Below are 18,645 nucleotides of genomic sequence, written 5' to 3'. Positions count from 1 at the left end.
GGAGGGCTCAGCGGATCAAGAAGGCCGCAGCGAGCAGGATCGCCGCCGCGAGCGCGTGATAGGCGGCGAAACGCAGGAAGGTTTCACGGCGCACCCGCGCGAACACGCCCTGCGCATAAGCCTCCGGCGGGCGCTCCGCCTGGTCGAGCATCAGCCAGATCTCGGTACGCTTGTAGGGCCGCAGCGGCGCCTGCTGTGCCAGCATGAGCAGCACCGCGACGACGAGGAGTGCGCAATAGCCGCCCGCCTTGAGCGCGGCCGGCGGACTGCCGGAGAGGCCGACCATCAGGCAGAAGGTGGCAAGGCCGGCAAAGCCGCAGGCGCGCGCCGTCGAGATTTCCGCGAGCGTCCGCAGGCGGCGCAGCGGGTCGGCCTTGTCCGGATCGCCAGCGCTCGACATGCGGCTTCCCATGCGGAGGGCGGCCGGGGCCGTTCTAGAACCCCGTCACCGCCGGCAGCGCCAGAATAAGCACTCCGACCAGCCAGATGCCAAGCGACGTCGCATCACTATTCCGTCGGCCGGTGAGGCGCTCGAAGACCGCGGCCGGTGCGCCGGCGAGGATCAGGCAGGCGACCGAGACGAAGAGCGAGGTGAAATAGTAAAGCAGGATCGGCGAGGTGACGAAGAAGGACGGCGCCAGCAGGAACTTCACCAGGATGAAGGCCGGGTCGAAATAGGGCGAGAAATGCATGCCTGAGAGCAGGGAGAAGCCGGCGATGCCAACGAGCAGCCCGTCCTGCCGCACCAACCTGTCGCGATCATCGCCATTATCTGTGGTCTGATTCATGGCGTCACCCCGTGGCGGCGGGCAGGAGCCCGAGCATGCGGACGATGTAGAACAGCAGGAAGCGCAGCAGGAACAGCCAGACGATCGCGAACAGATTGAGCAGCGGAGGCGGCACCAGCGCCGGCGTCGCCAGCCGCACCAGGTTCAGGATCGGATCCGTGATCTGGCAGAAGACACGCCAGATCACCTTGTCGCTGTCGGGTGGGAAAAAGAGGGAGAGGATATAGCGCCCGAGCAGCGTGTAGATCAGCGCGGCCAGCATGAGATTGGGCAGGTGGAAGACCCAGAACCCGACGGAATCGGTCAAGCAGCTTTCTCCTGTAGCCGGCCGGGCGCGCGGCGAAATCTCGATTTGCGGCAGTGTGAACGGGAAGGGGCGGGAAGTAAGTCCCGCCCCTTCGTTGGTGTTCAGGGCCGGAAGGCGATCAGCTCGTCTTCTCTTCCATGATCGTGCCGCCGCGCGGGCGCCGGCAGGCGTCGACGAAGTCCATCATCGCCTTGGAGGGCGCGGCGGTCAGCATCGACACGACATACATCGCCAGGAAGCCGGCCGGCAGGCCGAACAGCGCCGAGGAGATGTTGTTGATGTTGAACCAGCCGACCTTGGAGGCAAGCGGGTTGGTCACCAGCGCCGGGCCGCTGGCGATCGCCGGGTCGGCCAGGAACTTCGCCATGTTCTCGGGCGAGATCAGCGGCGCGCCCGAGACCGGGTTGAGCAGCGAGCTCATCCCGAAATACTGCACGCCGAGATGCGGGTAGTATCGGCTGATCACCAGGTAGAACAGCGTCAGACCGAAGCCGATCGTGATGCCGGCAATGGCGCCCGCCGAATTGGCGCGTTTCCACCAGATGCCGAGCACCAGCGCCGGGAACAGTCCGCCCGCCGCCAGCGAGAAGGCCCAGGACACCATGGCAAGGATGTCCGAAGGCCTGGTCGAGGCGGTGTAGGCTGCCAGCACCGCCACGATGACGAGCAGCACGCGCGAGACGATCAGGCGGCGTGCAGTCGGCGCGTTCTTGTCGATCATCTTGTAGTAGACGTCGTGCGAGAGCGCATTGGCGATGGCGAGCAGGAGCCCGTCCGCGGTCGAGAGCGCGGCGGCAAGGCCGCCGGCCGCGACGAGGCCGGTGATGACATAGGGCAGACCGGCGATCTCGGGCGTCGAGATCACCACCACGTCGGTGTTGATGCCGAAATCCTGCAGGCGCAGCACGCCGGTATGGCCACTGACCGCACCGCAGGCCGCCGTGATCGCCTGGACGCTTTCCGCCGCCTTGCCGCAGATCGTCACCAGGCCGAGCTTGCCCCAGCTGAAGACCCATTGCGGCATGTCGGCGAGGTTCTTGCCGATCAGGGTCGAGTAGACCTCCAGCTTCGAGAACGCCGCATAGGCCGGCGCCGTGAAGTAGAGCAGGAAGATGAACAGCAGCGACCAGGCGACCGAGATGCGGGCGTCACGCACGGACGGCGTGGTGAAGTAGCGCATCAGCACGTGCGGTAGCGAGGCGGTGCCGACCATCAGGCACAGGATCAGGGCGAAATAGTTCGCCGGGCTGTAGTTCAGGAACGGTGTCGTGTGGGGCTTGAGCGTGGCTGCGGTGGCGAGGTTGTTCTGCAGGAAGCTCTGCTCGAGCGCGGTGATCTCCTGCAGGGCCTGGCCATAGGTGAGCTGCGGGATCGGCAGCCCGTATTTCTGTGCCGACAGGATGACCACCGGGACCAGATAGGCGACGATCAGCACGATGTACTGCGCGACCTGCGTCCAGGTCACCGCCCGCATGCCGCCGAGCATCGAGCAGACCAGGATGCCGGCAAGACCGACATAGACGGCGACGGTGAAGTCCATGTCGAGGAAGCGCTGCGCGATCAGGCCGGTGCCGAAGATCTGCGCCACCACATAGGTGAAGGAGCAGGCCAGCAGCACGATGACCCCGAGAAAGCGCGCGACGTTGCCGCCATAGCGCGCCGACAGGAAGTCGGGCACGGTATAGGCGCCGAACTTGCGCAGGAACGGCGCGATCAGCACCGCGACGAGCACATAGCCGCCGGTCCAGCCGAGCACGAAGGCGAGGCCGTCATAGCCGAGCAGGAAGAGCGAGCCCGCCATGCCGATGAAGGACGCCGCCGACATCCAGTCTGCGCCGGTCGCCATGCCGTTGTAGAAGGCCGGAACGGAGCGCCCGGCGACATAATATTCCGAGACCTGGACCGTCCTGGAGATGATGCCGATGATGGCATAGACTAGGATGGTGAAGCCGACGAACATGTAGCCGAGGATCTTGTTCGGGACGCCGGCCTTTTCCAGGATGGCGACCAGGATGATGAAGGCGACGAAGCCGCCCGTATAAATCCCGTAGATGCGGCCGAGGCTTGAGGTGAAGCCACCCGAGCCGGCCTGTGCTTCGCTCGACATGATCGTAGCCCTCCCCGGCTCAATCGTCTTCGGCCACGCCTGCGTCGCGATCGATCTTGTCCTGCGCCTTGGCGAACCAGAACAGCATCACGACGAAAGCGATGAGTGATCCCTGGGAAGCCATATAGAAACCCAGAGGGAATCCGAAGATCTTGATGCCGTTCAGCGGCGTCACGAACATGTGGATGGCGTAGCTGAAGAACAACCAAAGCGCCATCATGACGAGCATGAGCTTGCTTGTTTTCTGCCAATGGTGATCGTCTTCTTGCGAATCCATGAAACGTTTCTCCCGAGAGTTTGATTATTGCTTGTTGTGCAACTCCGGCTGTTGTCGGATTCTCGTGATTCGCGCCTGTCCGGTCCCCAACCGCCTAACGGTAGGTTAATGGAAGTGGGTCGACGAAAGAATGTGTACTAAAGACGTAAGTCTCCATCCAAAGACCAAGTCGCGACCGCGTTGCAGCCGCAGTCGATCTGCGCGACATCGCAATGATCGGGCATCGTCCCCGCCGAAACCGGCGGTGGCGCTTGAGATCGCGACCGCGCAGGGCCAGACTGTGCGGCAATCGATGGGAGGGAATGCCAGTAATGAGTCGTCAGCCGTCGACCCGGATCGTGATCGCGGACGATCATCCGCTCTTTCGCGGCGCGCTGCGCCAGGCGGTGTCGCATGCGCTTGCCGGCTCGGAGGTGAGCGAGGTCGGCTCGCTCGAGGCGCTCGGCCAGGCGCTCGCCGAGGCCTCAGATACCGACCTCATCCTGCTCGATCTCAGCATGCCGGGCGTGCAGGGTTTTTCCGGCCTGCTTTTCCTGCGCGCCGCCCATCCCGAGATTCCGGTGATCGTCGTCTCGGCCAATGACGACCCCGCGGTGATCCGCCGCTGCATCGAGTTCGGCGCGCTCGGCTTCCTGCCCAAGACCGCCGAGGTCGCGCAGATGGGCGAGGCGATCCAGGCCGTGCTCGACGGCGGCGTCTGGACTCCGCCCGGCGTCGATCTCTCCGCGCCGGTCGATCATGAGACCGCCGACATGGTCCGCCGCCTCGCCACGCTGACGCCGCAGCAGGTGCGCGTGCTGATGATGCTGTCGGAGGGGCTGCTCAACAAGCAGATCGCCTATGAGCTCGGCGTCTCCGAGGCGACGGTCAAGGCGCATGTCTCGGCGATCCTGACCAAGCTCAATGTCGACAGCCGCACGCAAGCCGTGATCGCCGCCGCCAAGATCGCCGGCGCCGGCTGGGCAGCGCAAGGCGCTTCGGCGACGAGCTGAGACGCGTAGCGGTTGACGGCGGCGTTCAGCGCAGGTTCAACCGCGAGCGGGTTTTGTCCTGCTGTCGATCCGTAAGGGGATTTCCATGGCTAATGGTGGTGGCACCGAGCGTTTTCTGGGCGGTTCCGTCCTCAGTGTCCTCGTGCGCCTGTTCTTCATCTCGCTCTTGGTCGGCGCGGCGATGGCGTTCCTTGGCCTGTCGCCGCGCGGTCTCTTCGACTCGGTGCTGCGCTTCGTCCGCTCGATCACCGATCTCGGCTTCGACGCGGTCCGCGAGGTCGGCGGCTGGGCGATCGCCGGCGCCTTGGTCGTCGTGCCGCTCTGGCTGCTCAGCCGGCTCTTTGCTTCGAAGCGGTAGGCAACGGATCGGTCGCCTGCGCCTGACGCGCTTCCTGAAGGTCCTTGCCCGGGAGCATCAGGGCAAGGCCCGCCGCGGCAAATGACAGGATCGCCGATACGGCGATCGCGGCCGAGAAGCCCGTGCTGAACGCCTGTGCCGATTGAACGCCGCCGGCGTTGCCGAAAGCCGCGACCGCCACGGCAATCCCTGAGACACCGCCGAGGAAGCGGAACATGTTGAAGATGCCGGCGGCTTTGCCGATCTCCGGCTTGTCGACCGCGCTCAGCACGGCGTTCTGGGCAGCGGGCATGGCCATCGAGATGCCGGCACCCGCGATGACGAGCGGCGCGACCAGATTGGCGAAGGCGAGATCGGGCGCGGCGATCAGGCTGATCCAGCCGAAACCGAGCGCCTGCAGTAGCACGCCGCCGGTGACGATAAGGCGCTCACCGAGCTGGTTGATCAGTCGCCCTGCGATCGGCGCGACGAAGAACAGCGTCGCCGTCCAGGGCAGAAGCCGCAAGCCCGCATCGAGCGGCCCGTATCCCTGCGCGACCTGAAAGAACTGGGGCAGGAAGAACACGACGCCATACATGCCGGCATAGAACAGGAAGCTCGCGACGACGCCGGCCGCGAACCGGCGCGAGCGGAACAGGCGCAAGGGGATCATCGGCTGCGGCGCGGAGCGCTGCCAGCCGATGAAGATGAGGGCGAGCACCACGCCTCCGACCAGAGCCGTGAGGATTTCTGTGCTGGCCCAACCGGCGCCGTTCCCACGCAGGATGCCCCAGACCAGTCCGAGGGCGGCGAGCGTGACCAGCACCACGCCGAGCCCGTCGATCGCTTTGTCCTGGCCCTGGCTTTCCGGAACATGACGGCGGGCGAGGAGAATGATGGCGAGGCCGATCGGCAGGTTGATCCAGAAGATCCACTGCCAGGCCAGCCCTTGCGAGATCGCGCCGCCGACGAGCGGGCCAGCGATGATGCCGAGCCCGGTGACGCCGCTGAAGATGCCGAGCGCCTTGCCGCGCTCCTGGGGCGGGAAGGCCGCGCTCAAGAGCGCCATGGCGAGCGGCATCAGCAAGGCTGCGCCGACGCCCTGCAGGGCGCGTCCCGCGATCAGAAACGTGGCGTTGCCCGAGAGAGCGCAGATGATCGAGGCCGCGACGAAGACGGCGATCCCGGCGCTGAACATCCGCTTGCGCCCGAGGCGGTCGCCAAGCGCGGCGCCGGTCAGGAGCAGCACGGCGAAGCTCAGATTATAGGCGTTGAGCGTCCACTGCAGCGCTTCGATCGATGAGCCGAAATCGGCCCGGATCGTGCTCAGGCTGGTCGCCACGACCATGGCGTCGAGGGCTGCCATGAGCGAAGCCGCCGAGGTCAGGCCGAGCACCCAGGCCTTCTGTGAACTGGATGGTGCCGGGGCTTTCGATTCCGCCGATCGGCTTTGGTTCACATCATTCATCGCCCGAGGCTCCCTTGAGGCTTTGCTTGCATCATGCAAGTTTGTGACTCGCTTGCATGATGCAAGTCAAGTGGAGCTGAAAGCGAGTTCCGAAGGGCCGGAAGTCGATCGCGTGGAGCAGGGGAAAGGTGTGGGGGCGCGAGCTGCGCCTTTGTGAAGGGCGTGGCATTGGCGAGTGGAAGGCGGAATGCGCTACGACGGTCGTGCTTCAGCCGTCAGCCACGTATTCGATCGGGCGCTCGAGGCGCGAGCAGCTACCGCTGTGTTTTCGGGCGTGGCTGGCGCCGCTGCGCAACGATATCCACGACCGCGACTTCGCCCTCGCCGTCAGCCTCTCGCAACTGCAGCGTTACCGGCTGGCCATCGGCGCGATTCGTGAACAGAACCGGACCGGGCTCGACCCATTTGTCGCCCCAATGGGTCAGGGCGATGATCACCGGCTTCAGCTCCAGCCCCTTCTGGGTGAGCAGGTATTCGGCAGGCTCGCCGGACGAGCCGCCTTGCCGGCGCTCCATCAGCCCGGCCGCGACGAAGGCTTCGAGGCGCTTGGCGAGGATGTTGGTGGCAATGCCGAGCTTCTTCTGGAACTGCGAGAAGCGCGTGTAGTCGCGGAACATCGCATCGCGCAGGATCAGCAGGCTCCAGCGTTCGCCGACCAGCTCCAATGCAAAGGCGGCGGCACAGTCCTGATTGGCGTAAAGGCGTCCGAGCATACCAAGAAGATAGCGCTTCGCTTGCGTCACGCAACTTTCGGCGCGACGGCCTGCTCAGGCTCACGTCCAGCCGCCGCCCCGGGCTTGTGTCAGGGCTGGCTGATCTTACTCGGCTCGCGCTGTCTTCTTCAGATCGTCTCGCCGCGCGCGATCGCCTCAGCATCACGCCCGACCAGCACGTCGAGCCGCGGCAGTCCGGCCTTGCGCATCTGCATATCGAGCCCGCGCTTGACCTCGCCGACCAGCCCCGGCCCCCTGAACACCATCGCCGAATAGAACTGCAGCAGGCTCGCCCCGGCCCGGATCTTGGCGAAGGCGGTCTCCGCCGAATCGATGCCGCCCACGCCGATCAGCGGGAACTGGCGTTCGACGCGCAGGAAGGTCTCGGCAAGGATCCGCGTCGAGGCCGCAAACAGCGGTTTGCCCGAGAGCCCGCCGGTTTCGACCTTGTTCGCGCTGCGCAGGCTGTCCGGCCGCGCGATCGTCGTGTTCGAAACGATCATGCCGTCGACCTTGCGACGCCTCGCGACTGAAACCATGCCATCGAGCTCGGACAGGGAGAGGTCGGGCGCGATCTTGATCAGCACCGGCGTCGGCTTGCCCCCGGCCGCGGCCTCGTCGCGGGCGGCGAGCGTGCGCGCGATCAAATCGTCGAGCGCGTCCTCGGCCTGCAGGTCGCGCAGGCCAGGCGTATTCGGCGAGGAGACGTTGACGGTGAGGAAATCGGCGAGCGGCGCGAGCCTGCCCGCCAGCACCGCATAGTCGGCGCTGCGATCGGCCGAATCCTTGTTGGCGCCGAGGTTGACGCCGACGATGCCGCCCTTCTTCCGACGCGCTGAAAGCCTAGCCGCGACCGCCTCCATGCCCTCGCTGTTGAGGCCGTAGCGGTTGATCACCGCCTCGTCCTCTGGCAGGCGGAAGACGCGCGGGCGCGGATTGCCGGGCTGCGGCAGCGGCGTCACCCCGCCGACCTCGACAAAGCCGAAGCCGAGCCCGAGTGCGCCGTCGATCGCCTCGGCATTCTTGTCGAAACCGGCGGCGAGGCCGACCGGGTTGGCGAAACGCAGTCCGAAGGCCTCGACCGCCAGCGACGGCGGATCGGCCGCCGGCCGCAGCGGCGGTGCAACCGCCAGCGCCGCGATCGTCAGCCGGTGGGCCTGCTCGGCGTCGAGCTTGTGGATCAGCGGCCGCGCCAGGCCGAACAATGCTCCGATCACGCGATATCCTCCGGAAAAACGTGACCGCCATCGTCGAGCGGCAGCGGCGCGATCCAGCGCGCCTGCTTCGGATCGAGTGGGGCATAAAGATGCGGGAACATTGCGCCGCCGCGCGATGGCTCGTAGCGCAGGGCCTCGCCGAGCTTGGCGTCATCGACGGCGATCAGCAGCAGGCAGTCCTGACCGGCGAAATGCTTTGCTGCGGTTTCGCGGACTTGCCCGGCGGTCGAGAAATGGATGAAGCCGTCGGCGAGGTCGATTGGCGCTCCCTTGAAGAGGCTTGTGGCCTCAGCCTCGCGCCAGAGCGCCTCGGGACAGATCTTGTAGATGAGCGGCATGGCGCTCGGCATATCGCTTGCGGGGCGTCGACAAAAGCGGAAACCGTGCCGCATCGAGGTGCTTCGGGGATTTCTTCGCCTGGATGTCGGCTTGCCTATGCCGGAGCGCCACTTGCGGTCAAAAAAACCGCCATCGGTGGCCGCTAGGCACAGTGAATCAGATTGAATTCTTACCGGATAGGGGATATTTCCTATATCGATCCCCGCTTAGCGCCGCGTCGGCACCATCAGGAAAGAGGCCTCTCCGCGATGCTGTCCCATGACCAGATCTGGAGCGCGATCGACACGCTCGCCCAGCGCTATGGCCTCTCCCCGTCCGGTCTGGCCCGCAAGGCCGGGCTCGACGCCACCACTTTCAACCGCTCGAAGCGTGTCGGCACCGATGGACGCGAGCGCTGGCCCTCGACCGAATCGATCGCCAAGATCCTTGCCGCCACCGGCGCCTCCTTCGACGAGTTCATGAACGTGATCCGGCGCGGTGCGCCGCCAACGCGCACGATTCCGCTGATCGGCTTCGCCCAGGCCGGTTCCGGCGGCTTCTTCGATGATGGCGGCTTCCCGCTCGGCTCGGGCTGGGACGAGGTCGCCTTTCCCGGCCTGCAGGACGAGAAAGCCTATGCGCTCGAGATCGCCGGCGATTCCATGCTGCCGCTCTATCGTGACGGTGACACCATCATCGTCTCGCCCGGTGCCGCGATCCGTCGCGGCGACCGTGTCGTGGTCAAGACCGTCGAGGGCGAGGTGCTGGCCAAGCAGCTCAGGCGCCAGACGGCGAAGACGGTCGAGCTCGCCTCGCTCAATCCGGAGCATTCCGACCGCGTTCTGGCGCTCGCCGAGATCGCTTTCATGGCGCGGGTGATCTGGGCGAGCCAGTAAAGCATCGGCCCGAAAAGTGGGAACCGGTTTTCGGGTAAAGCCGATGCTCAGAAGGTCTCAGGCCAATACGCGCTGCGCCGGCAAAGACACAGTGAAGACTGCGCCGGTCTCGGACGGTTCGAGCGCGATCATGCCGCCATGCAGCCGCACCAACTCGGCGGCGATGGCGAGGCCGAGGCCGGTGCCGCCGGGGTTGACCGAGCCACGGAAGGCCTGGAACAGGTTGTCGCGCGCCCGCGCCGGCACGCCCGGCCCGTTGTCGGCGATGCGGAGGATGATCTCCTCATGACGCCGGCCGGCGCTGATCCTGAGCGCTGGCGTCCGCTCGCCGGCTTCCGCGATGCTGTCGAGCGCCTGGATCGCGTTGCGCATCAGATTGGACAGGACGCGGGCCATCTGGTCGGGATCACAGGGCGCGATCACCTCGGCCGGCACCTCGTTGGCGAAGACGATCGTGCCGTTCTCGCCGAGGCCGAGCAGCTCGGCCTGTTCGGCGACGAGCTGGCGCAGCGCCACATCGCGCAGCGTCGGGTTCGCCTCGGTGGCCCGGCCATAGGCGAGCGTCGCCTGGCAGAAATCGATGGCGCGCCCGAGGGTCGCGATCAATCGCGGCGCGAAACGCCTGATCTTCGGATCGCGCGTCTCGGTCAGCCGGTCGGACATCAATTGCGCCGCGGCCAGCATGTTGCGCAGGTCGTGGTTGATCTTGCTGACGGCGAGCCCGAGCTCGGCGAGGTGCTTCTTGGCGCGAAGATCGTCGGCGAGCGTCGCCTGCATGCGCGCCAGCGCCCGCTGCGCCTCGCCGATCTCGTCGGCGCGCTGTGTCGGCTCGATGATCCGGCGTGGATTCTCCGGGTCGTGCTCGAACTCCATCACATTGGCAGCGAGATGCCGGATCGGCTGCACGATCAGCCAGTTCAGTGAGAGATAGACCAGCCCCGCCGTCAGGATCGAGATGATCAGCGTGACCAGCGTCAGGTTGACCGAGAACTTCAGCATGGCCCGCCGCAGCGGCCGTTCGTCGATCACCATTTCGACGAAGTCGGCGGCGCCGACCGCCTGTCCGACCACTCGGATCGGCATCTCGTGCGACGGGCTGACCAGCGTCGCCACCGATTCCACGATCGACTGCATCCAGCTCTGGTCGCGCAGGTCGACGGTCTTGGCGACCTCGTGAGGCATCGAGTCGAGGCTGAGCAGGCGCCGCGCCCCACCGACACGCGCGGCGATGGCGGAGGCACCGACGCCGGCGAGCAGCCGCTCCTCGCTGCCCTCGGGCATGCCTTCGGCCGGAGCGCCTTCGAGCACGAGCACGGCGATTTGTGCCGCCGCCAGCCGGTCGTTCAGCCAGTTGCGCCTGAAATTTGCGACCGAAGGCAGATAGATCAGCACCTCGGCCAGCATCACGAACAGGATGGTCAGGACGAGCAGCTTGGCCGACAGGCCGAGCTGCGTCGGCCCGCGCGGAACGCTGATCGACAGAGCATTGGGATCGAACCGTCTCGGGGACATCAAGAGCCAATCTACCCGAAACGGCGCAGAAAGCCGATCAGCCGGCGAATGCCCGGCTTCGCCGCCAGTGGCGCCTGGAAAGAGAGCGCTGCTCGCTGCGAAATCTCGGAGAGGCTCTGGGACGGAACGATGAACCCGGCCATGTCCCTGACGTTCATCCTCTTCTGCACGGCCAGGGCCCAAAGCGCGATCAGTTCGGCGGCCTGCGCCCCGGCGATGACGACGCCGAGGATGACGCCCTTGCTGTCGGTGATCAGCTTGATCAGCCCCTCCGCCTGCTGCTCTGCCTGAGCGAGCCCGCTCTCGGCATAGGGCCAGCGCAGCACCCGGATCGCGCCCTGCGCGCGAGCCTGTGCCTCGCCCTGGCCGACGCTCGCCAATGCCGGCCGGCCGTGAATGGTGCGCGGCACCTGGTCCCGCCTGAAGCGAATCGGCAGGCGAAACAGGGCATTGCGGAGCACGAGCCCCGCCTGATGCTGGGCAGCCTGGCTGGGCGCCATCCCGGCTGCCGCGCCGCCGGCGCAGGCGCCGATGGCGTAGATGCGGCGATTGGCAGTGCGCAGCGAGGCGTCGACGATGACGCCTGTGTCGTCGGTGCGAACTCCCGCAAGGTCGAGTTCGAGCGCCGCGATATTCGGCTTGCGGCCGCTCGCGACCAGGAGATGCGTGCCATCGATGGCGATATCGCCGTCGAGGACAAGGCGTGGCCGCTGCCGGTGGCTCTCGGCGCGCAGGACCAGCCGGCCTTCATGCAAGGTGATGCCGTCCCCGAGCAGGGCGCGCCTGAGCACGCCAACCGCTTCCGGATCCTCGTCCGGCAGCAGGCCGTCCGGCGCGATCAAGGTGACATCGCTGCCGAGCGCACGCATCGCCTGCGCGAGCTCGACGGCTGCTGCTGCTCCGCCGAGCACGACCAGCCGGTCCGGCTGCTTCGCCAGATCGAAGATGCTGTCCTCTGTCAGATAGGACAGGTTGGCGAGGCCCGGAATCGAAAGTCGCGCCGGCAGCGAGCCGGTGGCAATGATGAAACGCCGGGCTCTGATCACCGTCTCGCCGACGCTGATCTGATGGCGGTTCTGGAAGCGCGCTTCGCCCTTGAGCACGAGGACACCCAGGGCGGTAAGGCGCTCATCCGAGTCGTTCGTGGCAGACTTGGCTGCAACCCGGTCGAGGTGAGCCCGGACGCGGCTATAATCGATCTGGCCCGAATCTGCCGCAAGGCCGAAGGACGTGGCGCCGGCGACGGCCCGCGCCTGGCCGGCTGCGGCGCGCAAAGCCTGGCCGCGTGCGCCCTCGTTCGGGGGAAGCTCGCTCCCACCATGCCGAACCAGGACGGTTCGGACGCCGAACAATGCAGCGGCCGTCGCGACCGCAACCCCGCCCGGGCCATGGCCGATGACGCAGATATCCGGCGTCAGCGGCTCCTTGCTGGCTGCTGGGCTGGCGGTATCACTCACGCCGCGTCTCCCGGTCGCTAGAGCCGGATGATTTCAGTTGGAATCGCAGGGCGATGCCAACTGAAATCTGAATCCGTCTCTCATCAAAGGGTTAGAGCAGGATCTATGCGAAAAACCGGTTCCCACTTTTTCGCATCCTGCTCTGTCCTGCTGGTGCAGATGCGTTGCCGCACCGGCGGAATCAAGCGCGCCGTTGCGATACCCGGGTAGAAACGGCCAATTCCGGCGAGACGATGGTTGGACGCCTATCTTCAGGCGATCTTGCGGGGCTCGTCCTTGCCGAACTCCGACACCGGCTGCGGCCGGCCGAACAGGTAGCCTTGCGCCCGCTGGGCGCCGAGCAACTGCACCGCCATGCGCTGCGCTTCCGTCTCGATGCCTTCGACGACCACGTTCATCGACAGGCGTCGGGCGAGCTGGCACACCGCCTCGATCACCGCCTTCGAGGCCTCGTCGCTATTGACGTCACGGCTGAAGCTCTGGTCGATCTTCACCTGCGAGAACGGATAGGTCGAGAGATAGGCGAGGGAGGAATAGCCCGTGCCGAAATCGTCGAGTGCGAACTTCACCCCGATCGCACGGAGTTCGTTGATGACCTCGAGCGTCGTCTTGTTGTCCTCGATCAGCAGCGATTCCGTCACCTCGAGCGTCAGCCGACCAGGCGCGAGATGGGAAAGCAGCAGCGCATTCTTCACGGTTTCGACGATGCGACGGGGCTCACGGAACTGCAGCGGCGAGATGTTGACGGAGACGCCGACGCCGTCGGGCCATTTCGCCGCATCGCGGCAGGCCTGGCGGATCGCCCAGTCGCCCATTCCGGCGATCAGGCCAGATTGTTCGGCGATCGGGATGAAAACGCCGGGCGGGACCATCCCGCGCGTCGGGTGCCGCCAGCGCATCAGCGCCTCGCGCGTCACGATCTCCTGCGTGCGCAGCTCGATGATCGGCTGGTAGTACAGCTCGAGCACGCCGTCGGCACTGGCCTGGCGCAGATCGAGCTCGATCTCGTGGCGTTCGAGCATCTCTTCCGCCATGGCCGGGTCGAAGAAGGTCGCGGTGTTGCGGCCGGCTCCCTTCGCCTTGTAGAGCGCCGTGTCGGCATGGCGCAGCAGGTCGGCGGGCGTGGCGCCGTCGACCGGCGCGAGCGCGATGCCGATGCTGGCGGTGACATAGACTGTCTTGGTATCGAGCTCGAAGGCCCGGTCCATCGTCTCGATCATGCGCTGCGCGATCATCCGGACCGTCGCGACATCGGTTGCCGGCAGGATCAGCACGAATTCGTCGCCGCCGAAGCGCGCCAGCAGGTCGTTGTGGCGGATCGTGCTCTTCAGGCGCTCGGCGGTCTGGATCAGGACCCGGTCGCCGATGTCGTGGCCGAGATTGTCGTTGACCTGCTTGAAGCCATCGAGGTCGATATAGAGCAGCGCGAAGGTCTCGCCGGTCCGCTCGTGCCGGCGGAAGGCATCAGCCAGCTGCGTGTTGAACTCGAACCGGTTGGCGAGCCCGGTCAACTCGTCGAAGCGCGCCATCTGCTCGATCCGCGCCTCGGTCGCTTTCCGCTCCGTCGCATCTTCGGTGAGCATCAGGACGCCGCCTTCGGCCGCGGGCGCGAGGGTGACGACGAGCATCCGGCCATTGCGTGACTGCAGCTCGTAGATGGCCGCCTGCTGCGTCATCCGGACGCCATCGAGCGCCGCCTTGATGTCACGCACCTGTTCCGGCGTCATCACCTGCCGCTCGACCAGGAAACGGGCGATCGCGGTAATCGGCGTGCCCGGTAGCGCCAGTGTCTCGGGAACCCCGTAGAGAGCGGCATGCGGCGCGTTCGAGACCGCAAGATCGAGCTTGCGGTCGAACATCGCCAAACCATGGATCATCGTGTTGAGCGCGGCGTCGAGAGTCAGGTTCTGCGAGCGCAGCGCGGTCGCCAGGGCCTTGGATTGCTTGGTCGCGTCGCTCAGTGCCAGCAGGTTGCGGTGCAGCGAGTTGGTGATCGCGATATTGGCGCCGACATAGAGGAAGGCAAAATAGCCGATGTACTGGTAGTACGGATTTTGCGCCTGGATCAGGCCGATCGCCATCGGGACGCAGAAGGTCAGGAGCTGGACGGCGACGAATTTCGGCCGTCCCGCGTTGCGCGCGACATAGCCGGAGGCGAGCGCGATCGTCGAGGACACTGAGGTGATATGGGCGGCGGGATCGTCGGTCCAGGCCAGCGCCGCATAGCAGCTGAAGCCGAGGACCGCGCTGAATACGGTCGCGCCGAGGAAATACTCCCGGTCCCAGCGCCTAGTCTGCGCGAGCGTATCCTCGGAATGGTCGAGCCGGCGATAACGGACCACCGTGATGATCCGCATGACGACGACCAGCGCGACGCCAAGCGTCAGCGCCATGAACAATTCGGCCCTGGTGGCAATCCAGCACAGGAGTGGCGTGAGGATACCGGCGATACCGCCGGGGATGATCGAGCCCGGCGAGGAGAACAGCGAAGAGACGAGCAGGCGATAATCGACAAGGTCGACCGCGTTCCGGCCGTCATGCCCGGCCGGCTGTCCCGCGATCGTCCTGTCTGCGCTGGCGTCGCGCAACCGGTTCGGCACTCCCGCCATCCGCTCCTGCCTTTTGACGGTCTCCGGAGAGGCGGTTGAACGACCTATCCTATGCCGCGTCACCTAACGGCTTTAAGAGGGAAAGGTAAAAGTTTCATGAGAGTTACACGGCGGAGTCGCACAATCCTTGCGAACGCCGGTATGGCGGGCGTTCGCTGCGGCCTGTTCAGCCGGCGCCGGCACCGGCGAACCGGTCTTCCGGGACCCGCTGATAGACGCGCGAGAGCATGCGGTCCTGCGTCTGGGCGATGCGCTGCAGCTTCGAGATCGCGCTCGGGTGCAGGCGCAGCATACAGTCGGTCCAGAGCTGGCCGAGATATTCGAGTTCCTCGCGCAGATTGCCGGCGCGGCGGTTGAAGGCCGAGAACAACGCCGTCCTGGCGGCGTGGATCGGCAGCGAGTCGGCGGCGTATTTGCGCAGCCAGTCCTCGCCCGTGCCGGCCGGCACCACCGCCTCCAGCCCGCCCGCGGCCATGAACTCGGCTGCGCTCATCTCCTCGCCGGACTGCAGCATGTGCTCGGCCGCACGCTGCCCCATCCGGCGCGACAGCAGCCCTACGGCCGTGATCGGGAAGTGGTTGAACTTGATTTCCGGGTAGACGAACGACGCCTGTTCCTCGGCGATCATGACATTGCACGAGCGCGGTGCGTCGATGCCGCCGCCGATCGCCTTGGCGTGGATAGTCGACAGGGTGACGACCATGCCGTTGAGGCCGCTCGCGTTGCGCAGCGCGTCCTCGACCGAGAGCCGGGCGTATTCTGCCAAGGCGGGGCGGTCATTCTTGGCGAGGCAGTCGAGATAGAAGTCGAGGTCGCCGCCGAGCGTGAAGAACGGTCCTGTGCCGCGGAAGGCAAGGAAACGCACCGGGGCGTTGTGATACTGCTCCGACGCACCCCAGAGATCGATGATCGCCTGCTGAATTTTGCCGAGGCTCTCGAGCAGCTGCAGCGTGAAGACCGGCTTCAGCTCCGGCTTGATGGTGACCCAGAGCAGGCGCAGCTCCGGCTCATAGGCGAGCTGAACCTCCGGCAGGAAGCCGGCGTGGTGGCGGATCGCTTCGATCACATCGCCATTGGTGAGCTCGGCAACGGTCTGGCCGCCAGCCGTGGGTGCATAGCTCTGAAACATCGTCTTGTCTCCGCCTCGCATCGCACCCCTCGACATCGCCGAGGGTAGACAAAGTTAATGATCTGTAAACGCAAACCGCCGGAAATGGTTAATTTACTTAAGTTTTATCGGTTACGTCTCAAGTCGGCTCACCAGCGAGAACCGCGCCCTTCGGTTGTTTCGTCAGCGCCGCTATCGTGCCGTCGGTGCACGCAATGGGCGTGCCACCGTACCACCATTCGGTCAGGGTTGCCGAGATAAGGAAAATTTTACCAATCGACGCAACGCTTTGTGATGTGCGTCGACGTGCCGGCGAAGGGGCTGGGAGCGGTGTAACTTTGTCCGCGGAAAGCAATGGCGGGCGAACGCTCGGAACAGGGCTGTCCCATCTGGAGACCAACGGCGTCGCAGTTGTGCCGCAATCGGTCGTGCATGGAGACGTAGCAATTCGCTTGGTCTTGTCCGGACCGGGCCGAGCGGCTAACCATGAACCAACACCTGCCGCCATATGACTGCAGGCCTTCCGACGAGCTGACGCCTTGAGCCGCCAGACCGAAGCCGACGATGAAAGAAGGGCGCGCCTCGCTGCCGCCCTCCGCGAGAATCTGAAGCGCCGCAAGGCGCAGGCCCGGGCTCGGCGCACCTCGGACACGCCGGCCGAGGACCAGCTACCGCCCGCCCAGGCCGAACCTCCCCGGTCCTGATCCCCCTTTTTGGCCGGCGCCCGCCGCCGGCCGTCCTGCAGGACGAGCCCAATGGACCGTATCCGCATCACCGGCGGCCAGCGCCTCAATGGCGTGATCCCGATTTCCGGTGCGAAGAACGCAGCGCTGCCGCTGATGATCGCGAGCCTCCTCACCGACGAGACGCTGACGCTGACCAATGTCCCGCGGCTCTCCGACGTCAGCGCGCTCTCGCGCATCCTCTCCAATCACGGCGTCGATCGCTCGGTTGCCGGCAAGCGCATCGGCCAGAGCGCCGAGACCGGTCAGACGGTCGCTCTGACGGCACGCCAGATCGTCGACACCTGCGCGCCTTATGACCTTGTCTCGACGATGCGGGCGAGCTTCTGGGTGATCGCGCCGATTCTGGCTCGCATGGGCGAGGCCAAGGTGTCGCTGCCCGGCGGTTGCGCCATCGGCACCCGCCCGGTCGATCTCCTGCTGATGGCGCTGGAGCGCCTCGGCGCGACGATCACCATCGAGGGTGGCTATGCGCTGGCTCGCGCGCCCAAGGGGCTCAAGGGCGCCGAGATCGTCTTCCCGAAAGTCACCGTCGGCGGCACCCATACCGCGCTGATGGCTGCGGTGCTGGCCGATGGCACCACCGTCATCGAGAACGCTGCGCGCGAGCCCGAGGTGGTCGACCTCGCCGCCTGCCTCGACAAGATGGGCGCCAAGATCGAGGGCGCCGGCACCTCCCGCATCATCATTCAGGGCGTCTCTCGTCTCGGTGGGGCGCACCACGCCGTCCTGCCGGACCGGATCGAGACCGGCACCTATGCGATGGCGGTGGCAATGACGGGCGGCGACGTCCTGCTTGAAGGGGCGCGCGCCGATCTGCTCCAGGCGGGGCTGGATGTTCTCAGCCAGGCCGGCGTCGACATCTCCGAGACCAATGAAGGCATTCGCGTCCGCCGCAATGGCGCGGCGCTCGAGCCGGTCGACGTCACCACCGATCCTTTCCCGGGCTTCCCGACCGATCTCCAGGCCCAGCTGATGGCGCTCATGACGATGGCCAAGGGGACATCGCGCATTCGCGAGACGATTTTCGAGAACCGCTTCATGCATGTGCAGGAGCTCGCCCGGCTCGGCGCGAAGATCCGGCTCGATGGCGATGCCGCCTATGTCGACGGTGTCGAGAAGCTTACCGGCGCACCGGTGATGGCGACCGATCTGCGCGCCTCGGTCTCGCTCGTCATTGGCGGCCTCGTCGCCGAGGGCGAGACGATGATCAACCGCGTCTATCATCTCGATCGCGGTTTTGAGGCGCTGGAGACCAAGCTTGGTCGCTGCGGCGCCCAGATCGAGCGCATCAGCGGTTGACGCAGGGCCAGACCCCCGCCAGATAAGGCGCATGTCCGATCCCGTTGCCGAGCCGCTGAAACTGATTGCGCTGGATGCCGACGATCTGTCGGTGATTTCGGCGCATCTGCAGGATGCGGTGTTGAAGCGCGGAGATATCGCCTATCTGCCGGCCGAGAAGCGCTTCGCCCTGGCGTTGCGCCGCTTCGACTGGGAAGGCGCGACCCAGGGCCAGAAGCGCCGCCGGCTCTCTGCCCTGCATTTCGAGCGGGTGACGGCCGCGCGCAGCACGAAGATCGCGACGGGCGAGGGCGCGGTGCTCAGCCTGCTCGCCGTCACCTTCGCCGAGAGCGATGGGCCGGCCGGGCAAGTCACCCTGCATTTCTCCGACGGCGCCGCCATCCGCCTCGATGTCGAGTGCATCGAGGCGCAGATGAAGGATCTCGGCCCGATCTGGGAAGCGGTCGCGACGCCTGCCCATCCGGAAGCCGGCTGAACTCCTTCCGGTCAGGATA

At 66.0% G+C, this 18,645-nt stretch carries 19 protein-coding genes; 6 read left to right on the top strand and 13 right to left on the bottom strand.

Annotated elements, in window-relative coordinates; translation table 11 throughout:
• Positions 1 to 7 precede the first annotated feature (7 nt).
• The 5 genes from ACSQ3M_RS09245 to ACSQ3M_RS09225 form a co-directional block, all read right to left on the bottom strand.
• Positions 8 to 400: a hypothetical protein gene (locus tag ACSQ3M_RS09245; protein WP_436149768.1), complete on the bottom strand. Its 393-nt coding sequence runs from the start codon at positions 398 to 400 to the stop codon at positions 8 to 10.
• A gap of 34 nt (positions 401 to 434) precedes the next feature.
• Entirely contained in the window at positions 435 to 788 is a 354-nt protein-coding gene (locus ACSQ3M_RS09240) for a hypothetical protein (RefSeq protein ID WP_436149767.1), read from the bottom strand.
• Positions 789 to 792: 4 nt separating this feature from the next.
• On the bottom strand, positions 793 to 1,095 hold the full coding sequence (locus tag ACSQ3M_RS09235) for a YggT family protein (protein WP_436149766.1): 303 nt from the start codon (positions 1,093 to 1,095) through the stop codon (positions 793 to 795).
• A gap of 118 nt (positions 1,096 to 1,213) precedes the next feature.
• A complete protein-coding gene (locus ACSQ3M_RS09230; RefSeq protein ID WP_436149765.1) occupies positions 1,214 to 3,202 on the bottom strand; it encodes a sodium:solute symporter family protein in 1,989 nt (662 codons plus the stop codon).
• Positions 3,203 to 3,221: 19 nt separating this feature from the next.
• Positions 3,222 to 3,479 (bottom strand): DUF4212 domain-containing protein, encoded by a 258-nt coding sequence (locus ACSQ3M_RS09225; RefSeq protein WP_436149764.1) that lies wholly within the window; start codon positions 3,477 to 3,479, stop codon positions 3,222 to 3,224.
• A gap of 311 nt (positions 3,480 to 3,790) precedes the next feature.
• On the opposite strand from ACSQ3M_RS09225, the gene ACSQ3M_RS09220 reads away from it, so the two are divergent.
• Positions 3,791 to 4,471: a response regulator gene (locus tag ACSQ3M_RS09220; RefSeq protein ID WP_436149763.1), complete on the top strand. Its 681-nt coding sequence runs from the start codon at positions 3,791 to 3,793 to the stop codon at positions 4,469 to 4,471.
• An 85-nt stretch (positions 4,472 to 4,556) separates the two neighbouring features.
• Positions 4,557 to 4,829 carry a DUF6460 domain-containing protein gene (locus tag ACSQ3M_RS09215; RefSeq protein ID WP_436149762.1) on the top strand — a complete coding sequence of 91 codons (273 nt, stop codon included), beginning with the start codon at positions 4,557 to 4,559 and terminating at the stop codon, positions 4,827 to 4,829.
• Here the strand turns inward: ACSQ3M_RS09215 and ACSQ3M_RS09210 are convergent.
• Complete coding sequence (locus tag ACSQ3M_RS09210; protein ID WP_436149761.1) at positions 4,801 to 6,174, bottom strand: DHA2 family efflux MFS transporter permease subunit; 1,374 nt, start codon at positions 6,172 to 6,174, stop codon at positions 4,801 to 4,803. The genes ACSQ3M_RS09215 and ACSQ3M_RS09210 overlap by 29 nt on opposite strands.
• Here ACSQ3M_RS09210 and ACSQ3M_RS09205 point away from each other — a divergent pair.
• Positions 6,173 to 6,433, top strand: a complete 261-nt coding sequence (locus ACSQ3M_RS09205; protein WP_436149760.1) for a hypothetical protein — start codon at positions 6,173 to 6,175, stop codon at positions 6,431 to 6,433. The genes ACSQ3M_RS09210 and ACSQ3M_RS09205 overlap by 2 nt on opposite strands.
• Positions 6,434 to 6,530: 97 nt before the next feature.
• Here ACSQ3M_RS09205 and ACSQ3M_RS09200 read toward each other — a convergent pair whose 3' ends face one another.
• From ACSQ3M_RS09200 to ACSQ3M_RS09190, 3 genes are all read right to left on the bottom strand, one after another.
• Positions 6,531 to 7,019 carry a winged helix-turn-helix transcriptional regulator gene (locus ACSQ3M_RS09200; protein WP_436149759.1) on the bottom strand — a complete coding sequence of 163 codons (489 nt, stop codon included), beginning with the start codon at positions 7,017 to 7,019 and terminating at the stop codon, positions 6,531 to 6,533.
• Between the two features lie 98 nt (positions 7,020 to 7,117).
• Positions 7,118 to 8,206 (bottom strand): quinone-dependent dihydroorotate dehydrogenase, encoded by a 1,089-nt coding sequence (locus ACSQ3M_RS09195; protein WP_436149758.1) that lies wholly within the window; start codon positions 8,204 to 8,206, stop codon positions 7,118 to 7,120.
• Complete coding sequence (locus ACSQ3M_RS09190) at positions 8,203 to 8,544, bottom strand: DUF952 domain-containing protein (RefSeq protein ID WP_436149757.1); 342 nt, start codon at positions 8,542 to 8,544, stop codon at positions 8,203 to 8,205. Before ACSQ3M_RS09190 ends, ACSQ3M_RS09195 begins: the two co-directional genes overlap by 4 nt.
• A 249-nt stretch (positions 8,545 to 8,793) precedes the next feature.
• Between ACSQ3M_RS09190 and ACSQ3M_RS09185 the strand changes: the two genes are divergently transcribed.
• Complete coding sequence (locus tag ACSQ3M_RS09185) at positions 8,794 to 9,420, top strand: S24 family peptidase (RefSeq protein WP_436149756.1); 627 nt, start codon at positions 8,794 to 8,796, stop codon at positions 9,418 to 9,420.
• A gap of 57 nt (positions 9,421 to 9,477) precedes the next feature.
• Here the strand turns inward: ACSQ3M_RS09185 and ACSQ3M_RS09180 are convergent, their stop codons facing one another.
• The 4 genes from ACSQ3M_RS09180 to ACSQ3M_RS09165 form a co-directional block, all read right to left on the bottom strand.
• Positions 9,478 to 10,932 (bottom strand): sensor histidine kinase, encoded by a 1,455-nt coding sequence (locus tag ACSQ3M_RS09180; RefSeq protein ID WP_436149755.1) that lies wholly within the window; start codon positions 10,930 to 10,932, stop codon positions 9,478 to 9,480.
• Between the two features lie 11 nt (positions 10,933 to 10,943).
• Positions 10,944 to 12,389, bottom strand: a complete 1,446-nt coding sequence (locus tag ACSQ3M_RS09175) for an FAD-dependent oxidoreductase (RefSeq protein ID WP_436149754.1) — start codon at positions 12,387 to 12,389, stop codon at positions 10,944 to 10,946.
• Between the two features lie 251 nt (positions 12,390 to 12,640).
• Positions 12,641 to 14,998 carry a putative bifunctional diguanylate cyclase/phosphodiesterase gene (locus ACSQ3M_RS09170; protein WP_436149753.1) on the bottom strand — a complete coding sequence of 786 codons (2,358 nt, stop codon included), beginning with the start codon at positions 14,996 to 14,998 and terminating at the stop codon, positions 12,641 to 12,643.
• 166 nt (positions 14,999 to 15,164) lie between these two features.
• Positions 15,165 to 16,127 (bottom strand): enoyl-CoA hydratase-related protein, encoded by a 963-nt coding sequence (locus tag ACSQ3M_RS09165; RefSeq protein ID WP_436149752.1) that lies wholly within the window; start codon positions 16,125 to 16,127, stop codon positions 15,165 to 15,167.
• A 734-nt stretch (positions 16,128 to 16,861) separates the two neighbouring features.
• Between ACSQ3M_RS09165 and murA the strand changes: the two genes are divergently transcribed.
• Together murA and ACSQ3M_RS09155 are read left to right on the top strand one after the other, a co-directional pair.
• Positions 16,862 to 18,151: a UDP-N-acetylglucosamine 1-carboxyvinyltransferase gene (gene murA, locus ACSQ3M_RS09160; protein WP_436149751.1), complete on the top strand. Its 1,290-nt coding sequence runs from the start codon at positions 16,862 to 16,864 to the stop codon at positions 18,149 to 18,151.
• A gap of 31 nt (positions 18,152 to 18,182) precedes the next feature.
• Positions 18,183 to 18,626, top strand: coding sequence for a DUF2948 family protein (locus tag ACSQ3M_RS09155; RefSeq protein ID WP_436149750.1), 444 nt, complete (start codon positions 18,183 to 18,185; stop codon positions 18,624 to 18,626).
• Positions 18,627 to 18,645 lie beyond the last annotated feature (19 nt).

The sequence above is a fragment of the Allobosea sp. LjRoot90 genome, assembly GCF_964254315.1.
Classification (GTDB): domain Bacteria; phylum Pseudomonadota; class Alphaproteobacteria; order Rhizobiales; family Beijerinckiaceae; genus Allobosea.
Note: the sequence above shows the minus strand (reverse complement) of the source record. Positions and strands in the feature narration are given on the sequence as shown.

Excerpts from the sequence above, each read along its gene's own strand:
- ACSQ3M_RS09245 (WP_436149768.1), bottom strand. The coding sequence starts at position 400 with ATGTCGAGCGCTGGCGATCCGGACAAGGCCGACCCGCTGCGCCGCCTG.
- ACSQ3M_RS09240 (WP_436149767.1), bottom strand. The coding sequence starts at position 788 with ATGAATCAGACCACAGATAATGGCGATGATCGCGACAGGTTGGTGCGG.
- ACSQ3M_RS09230 (WP_436149765.1), bottom strand. The coding sequence starts at position 3,202 with ATGTCGAGCGAAGCACAGGCCGGCTCGGGTGGCTTCACCTCAAGCCTC.
- ACSQ3M_RS09225 (WP_436149764.1), bottom strand. The coding sequence starts at position 3,479 with ATGGATTCGCAAGAAGACGATCACCATTGGCAGAAAACAAGCAAGCTC.
- ACSQ3M_RS09220 (WP_436149763.1), top strand. The coding sequence starts at position 3,791 with ATGAGTCGTCAGCCGTCGACCCGGATCGTGATCGCGGACGATCATCCG.
- ACSQ3M_RS09215 (WP_436149762.1), top strand. The coding sequence starts at position 4,557 with ATGGCTAATGGTGGTGGCACCGAGCGTTTTCTGGGCGGTTCCGTCCTC.
- ACSQ3M_RS09205 (WP_436149760.1), top strand. The coding sequence starts at position 6,173 with ATGAGCGAAGCCGCCGAGGTCAGGCCGAGCACCCAGGCCTTCTGTGAA.
- ACSQ3M_RS09210 (WP_436149761.1), bottom strand. The coding sequence starts at position 6,174 with ATGGCAGCCCTCGACGCCATGGTCGTGGCGACCAGCCTGAGCACGATC.
- ACSQ3M_RS09190 (WP_436149757.1), bottom strand. The coding sequence starts at position 8,544 with ATGCCGCTCATCTACAAGATCTGTCCCGAGGCGCTCTGGCGCGAGGCT.
- ACSQ3M_RS09185 (WP_436149756.1), top strand. The coding sequence starts at position 8,794 with ATGCTGTCCCATGACCAGATCTGGAGCGCGATCGACACGCTCGCCCAG.
- ACSQ3M_RS09180 (WP_436149755.1), bottom strand. The coding sequence starts at position 10,932 with ATGTCCCCGAGACGGTTCGATCCCAATGCTCTGTCGATCAGCGTTCCG.
- ACSQ3M_RS09170 (WP_436149753.1), bottom strand. The coding sequence starts at position 14,998 with ATGGCGGGAGTGCCGAACCGGTTGCGCGACGCCAGCGCAGACAGGACG.
- ACSQ3M_RS09165 (WP_436149752.1), bottom strand. The coding sequence starts at position 16,127 with ATGTTTCAGAGCTATGCACCCACGGCTGGCGGCCAGACCGTTGCCGAG.
- murA (WP_436149751.1), top strand. The coding sequence starts at position 16,862 with ATGGACCGTATCCGCATCACCGGCGGCCAGCGCCTCAATGGCGTGATC.
- ACSQ3M_RS09155 (WP_436149750.1), top strand. The coding sequence starts at position 18,183 with ATGTCCGATCCCGTTGCCGAGCCGCTGAAACTGATTGCGCTGGATGCC.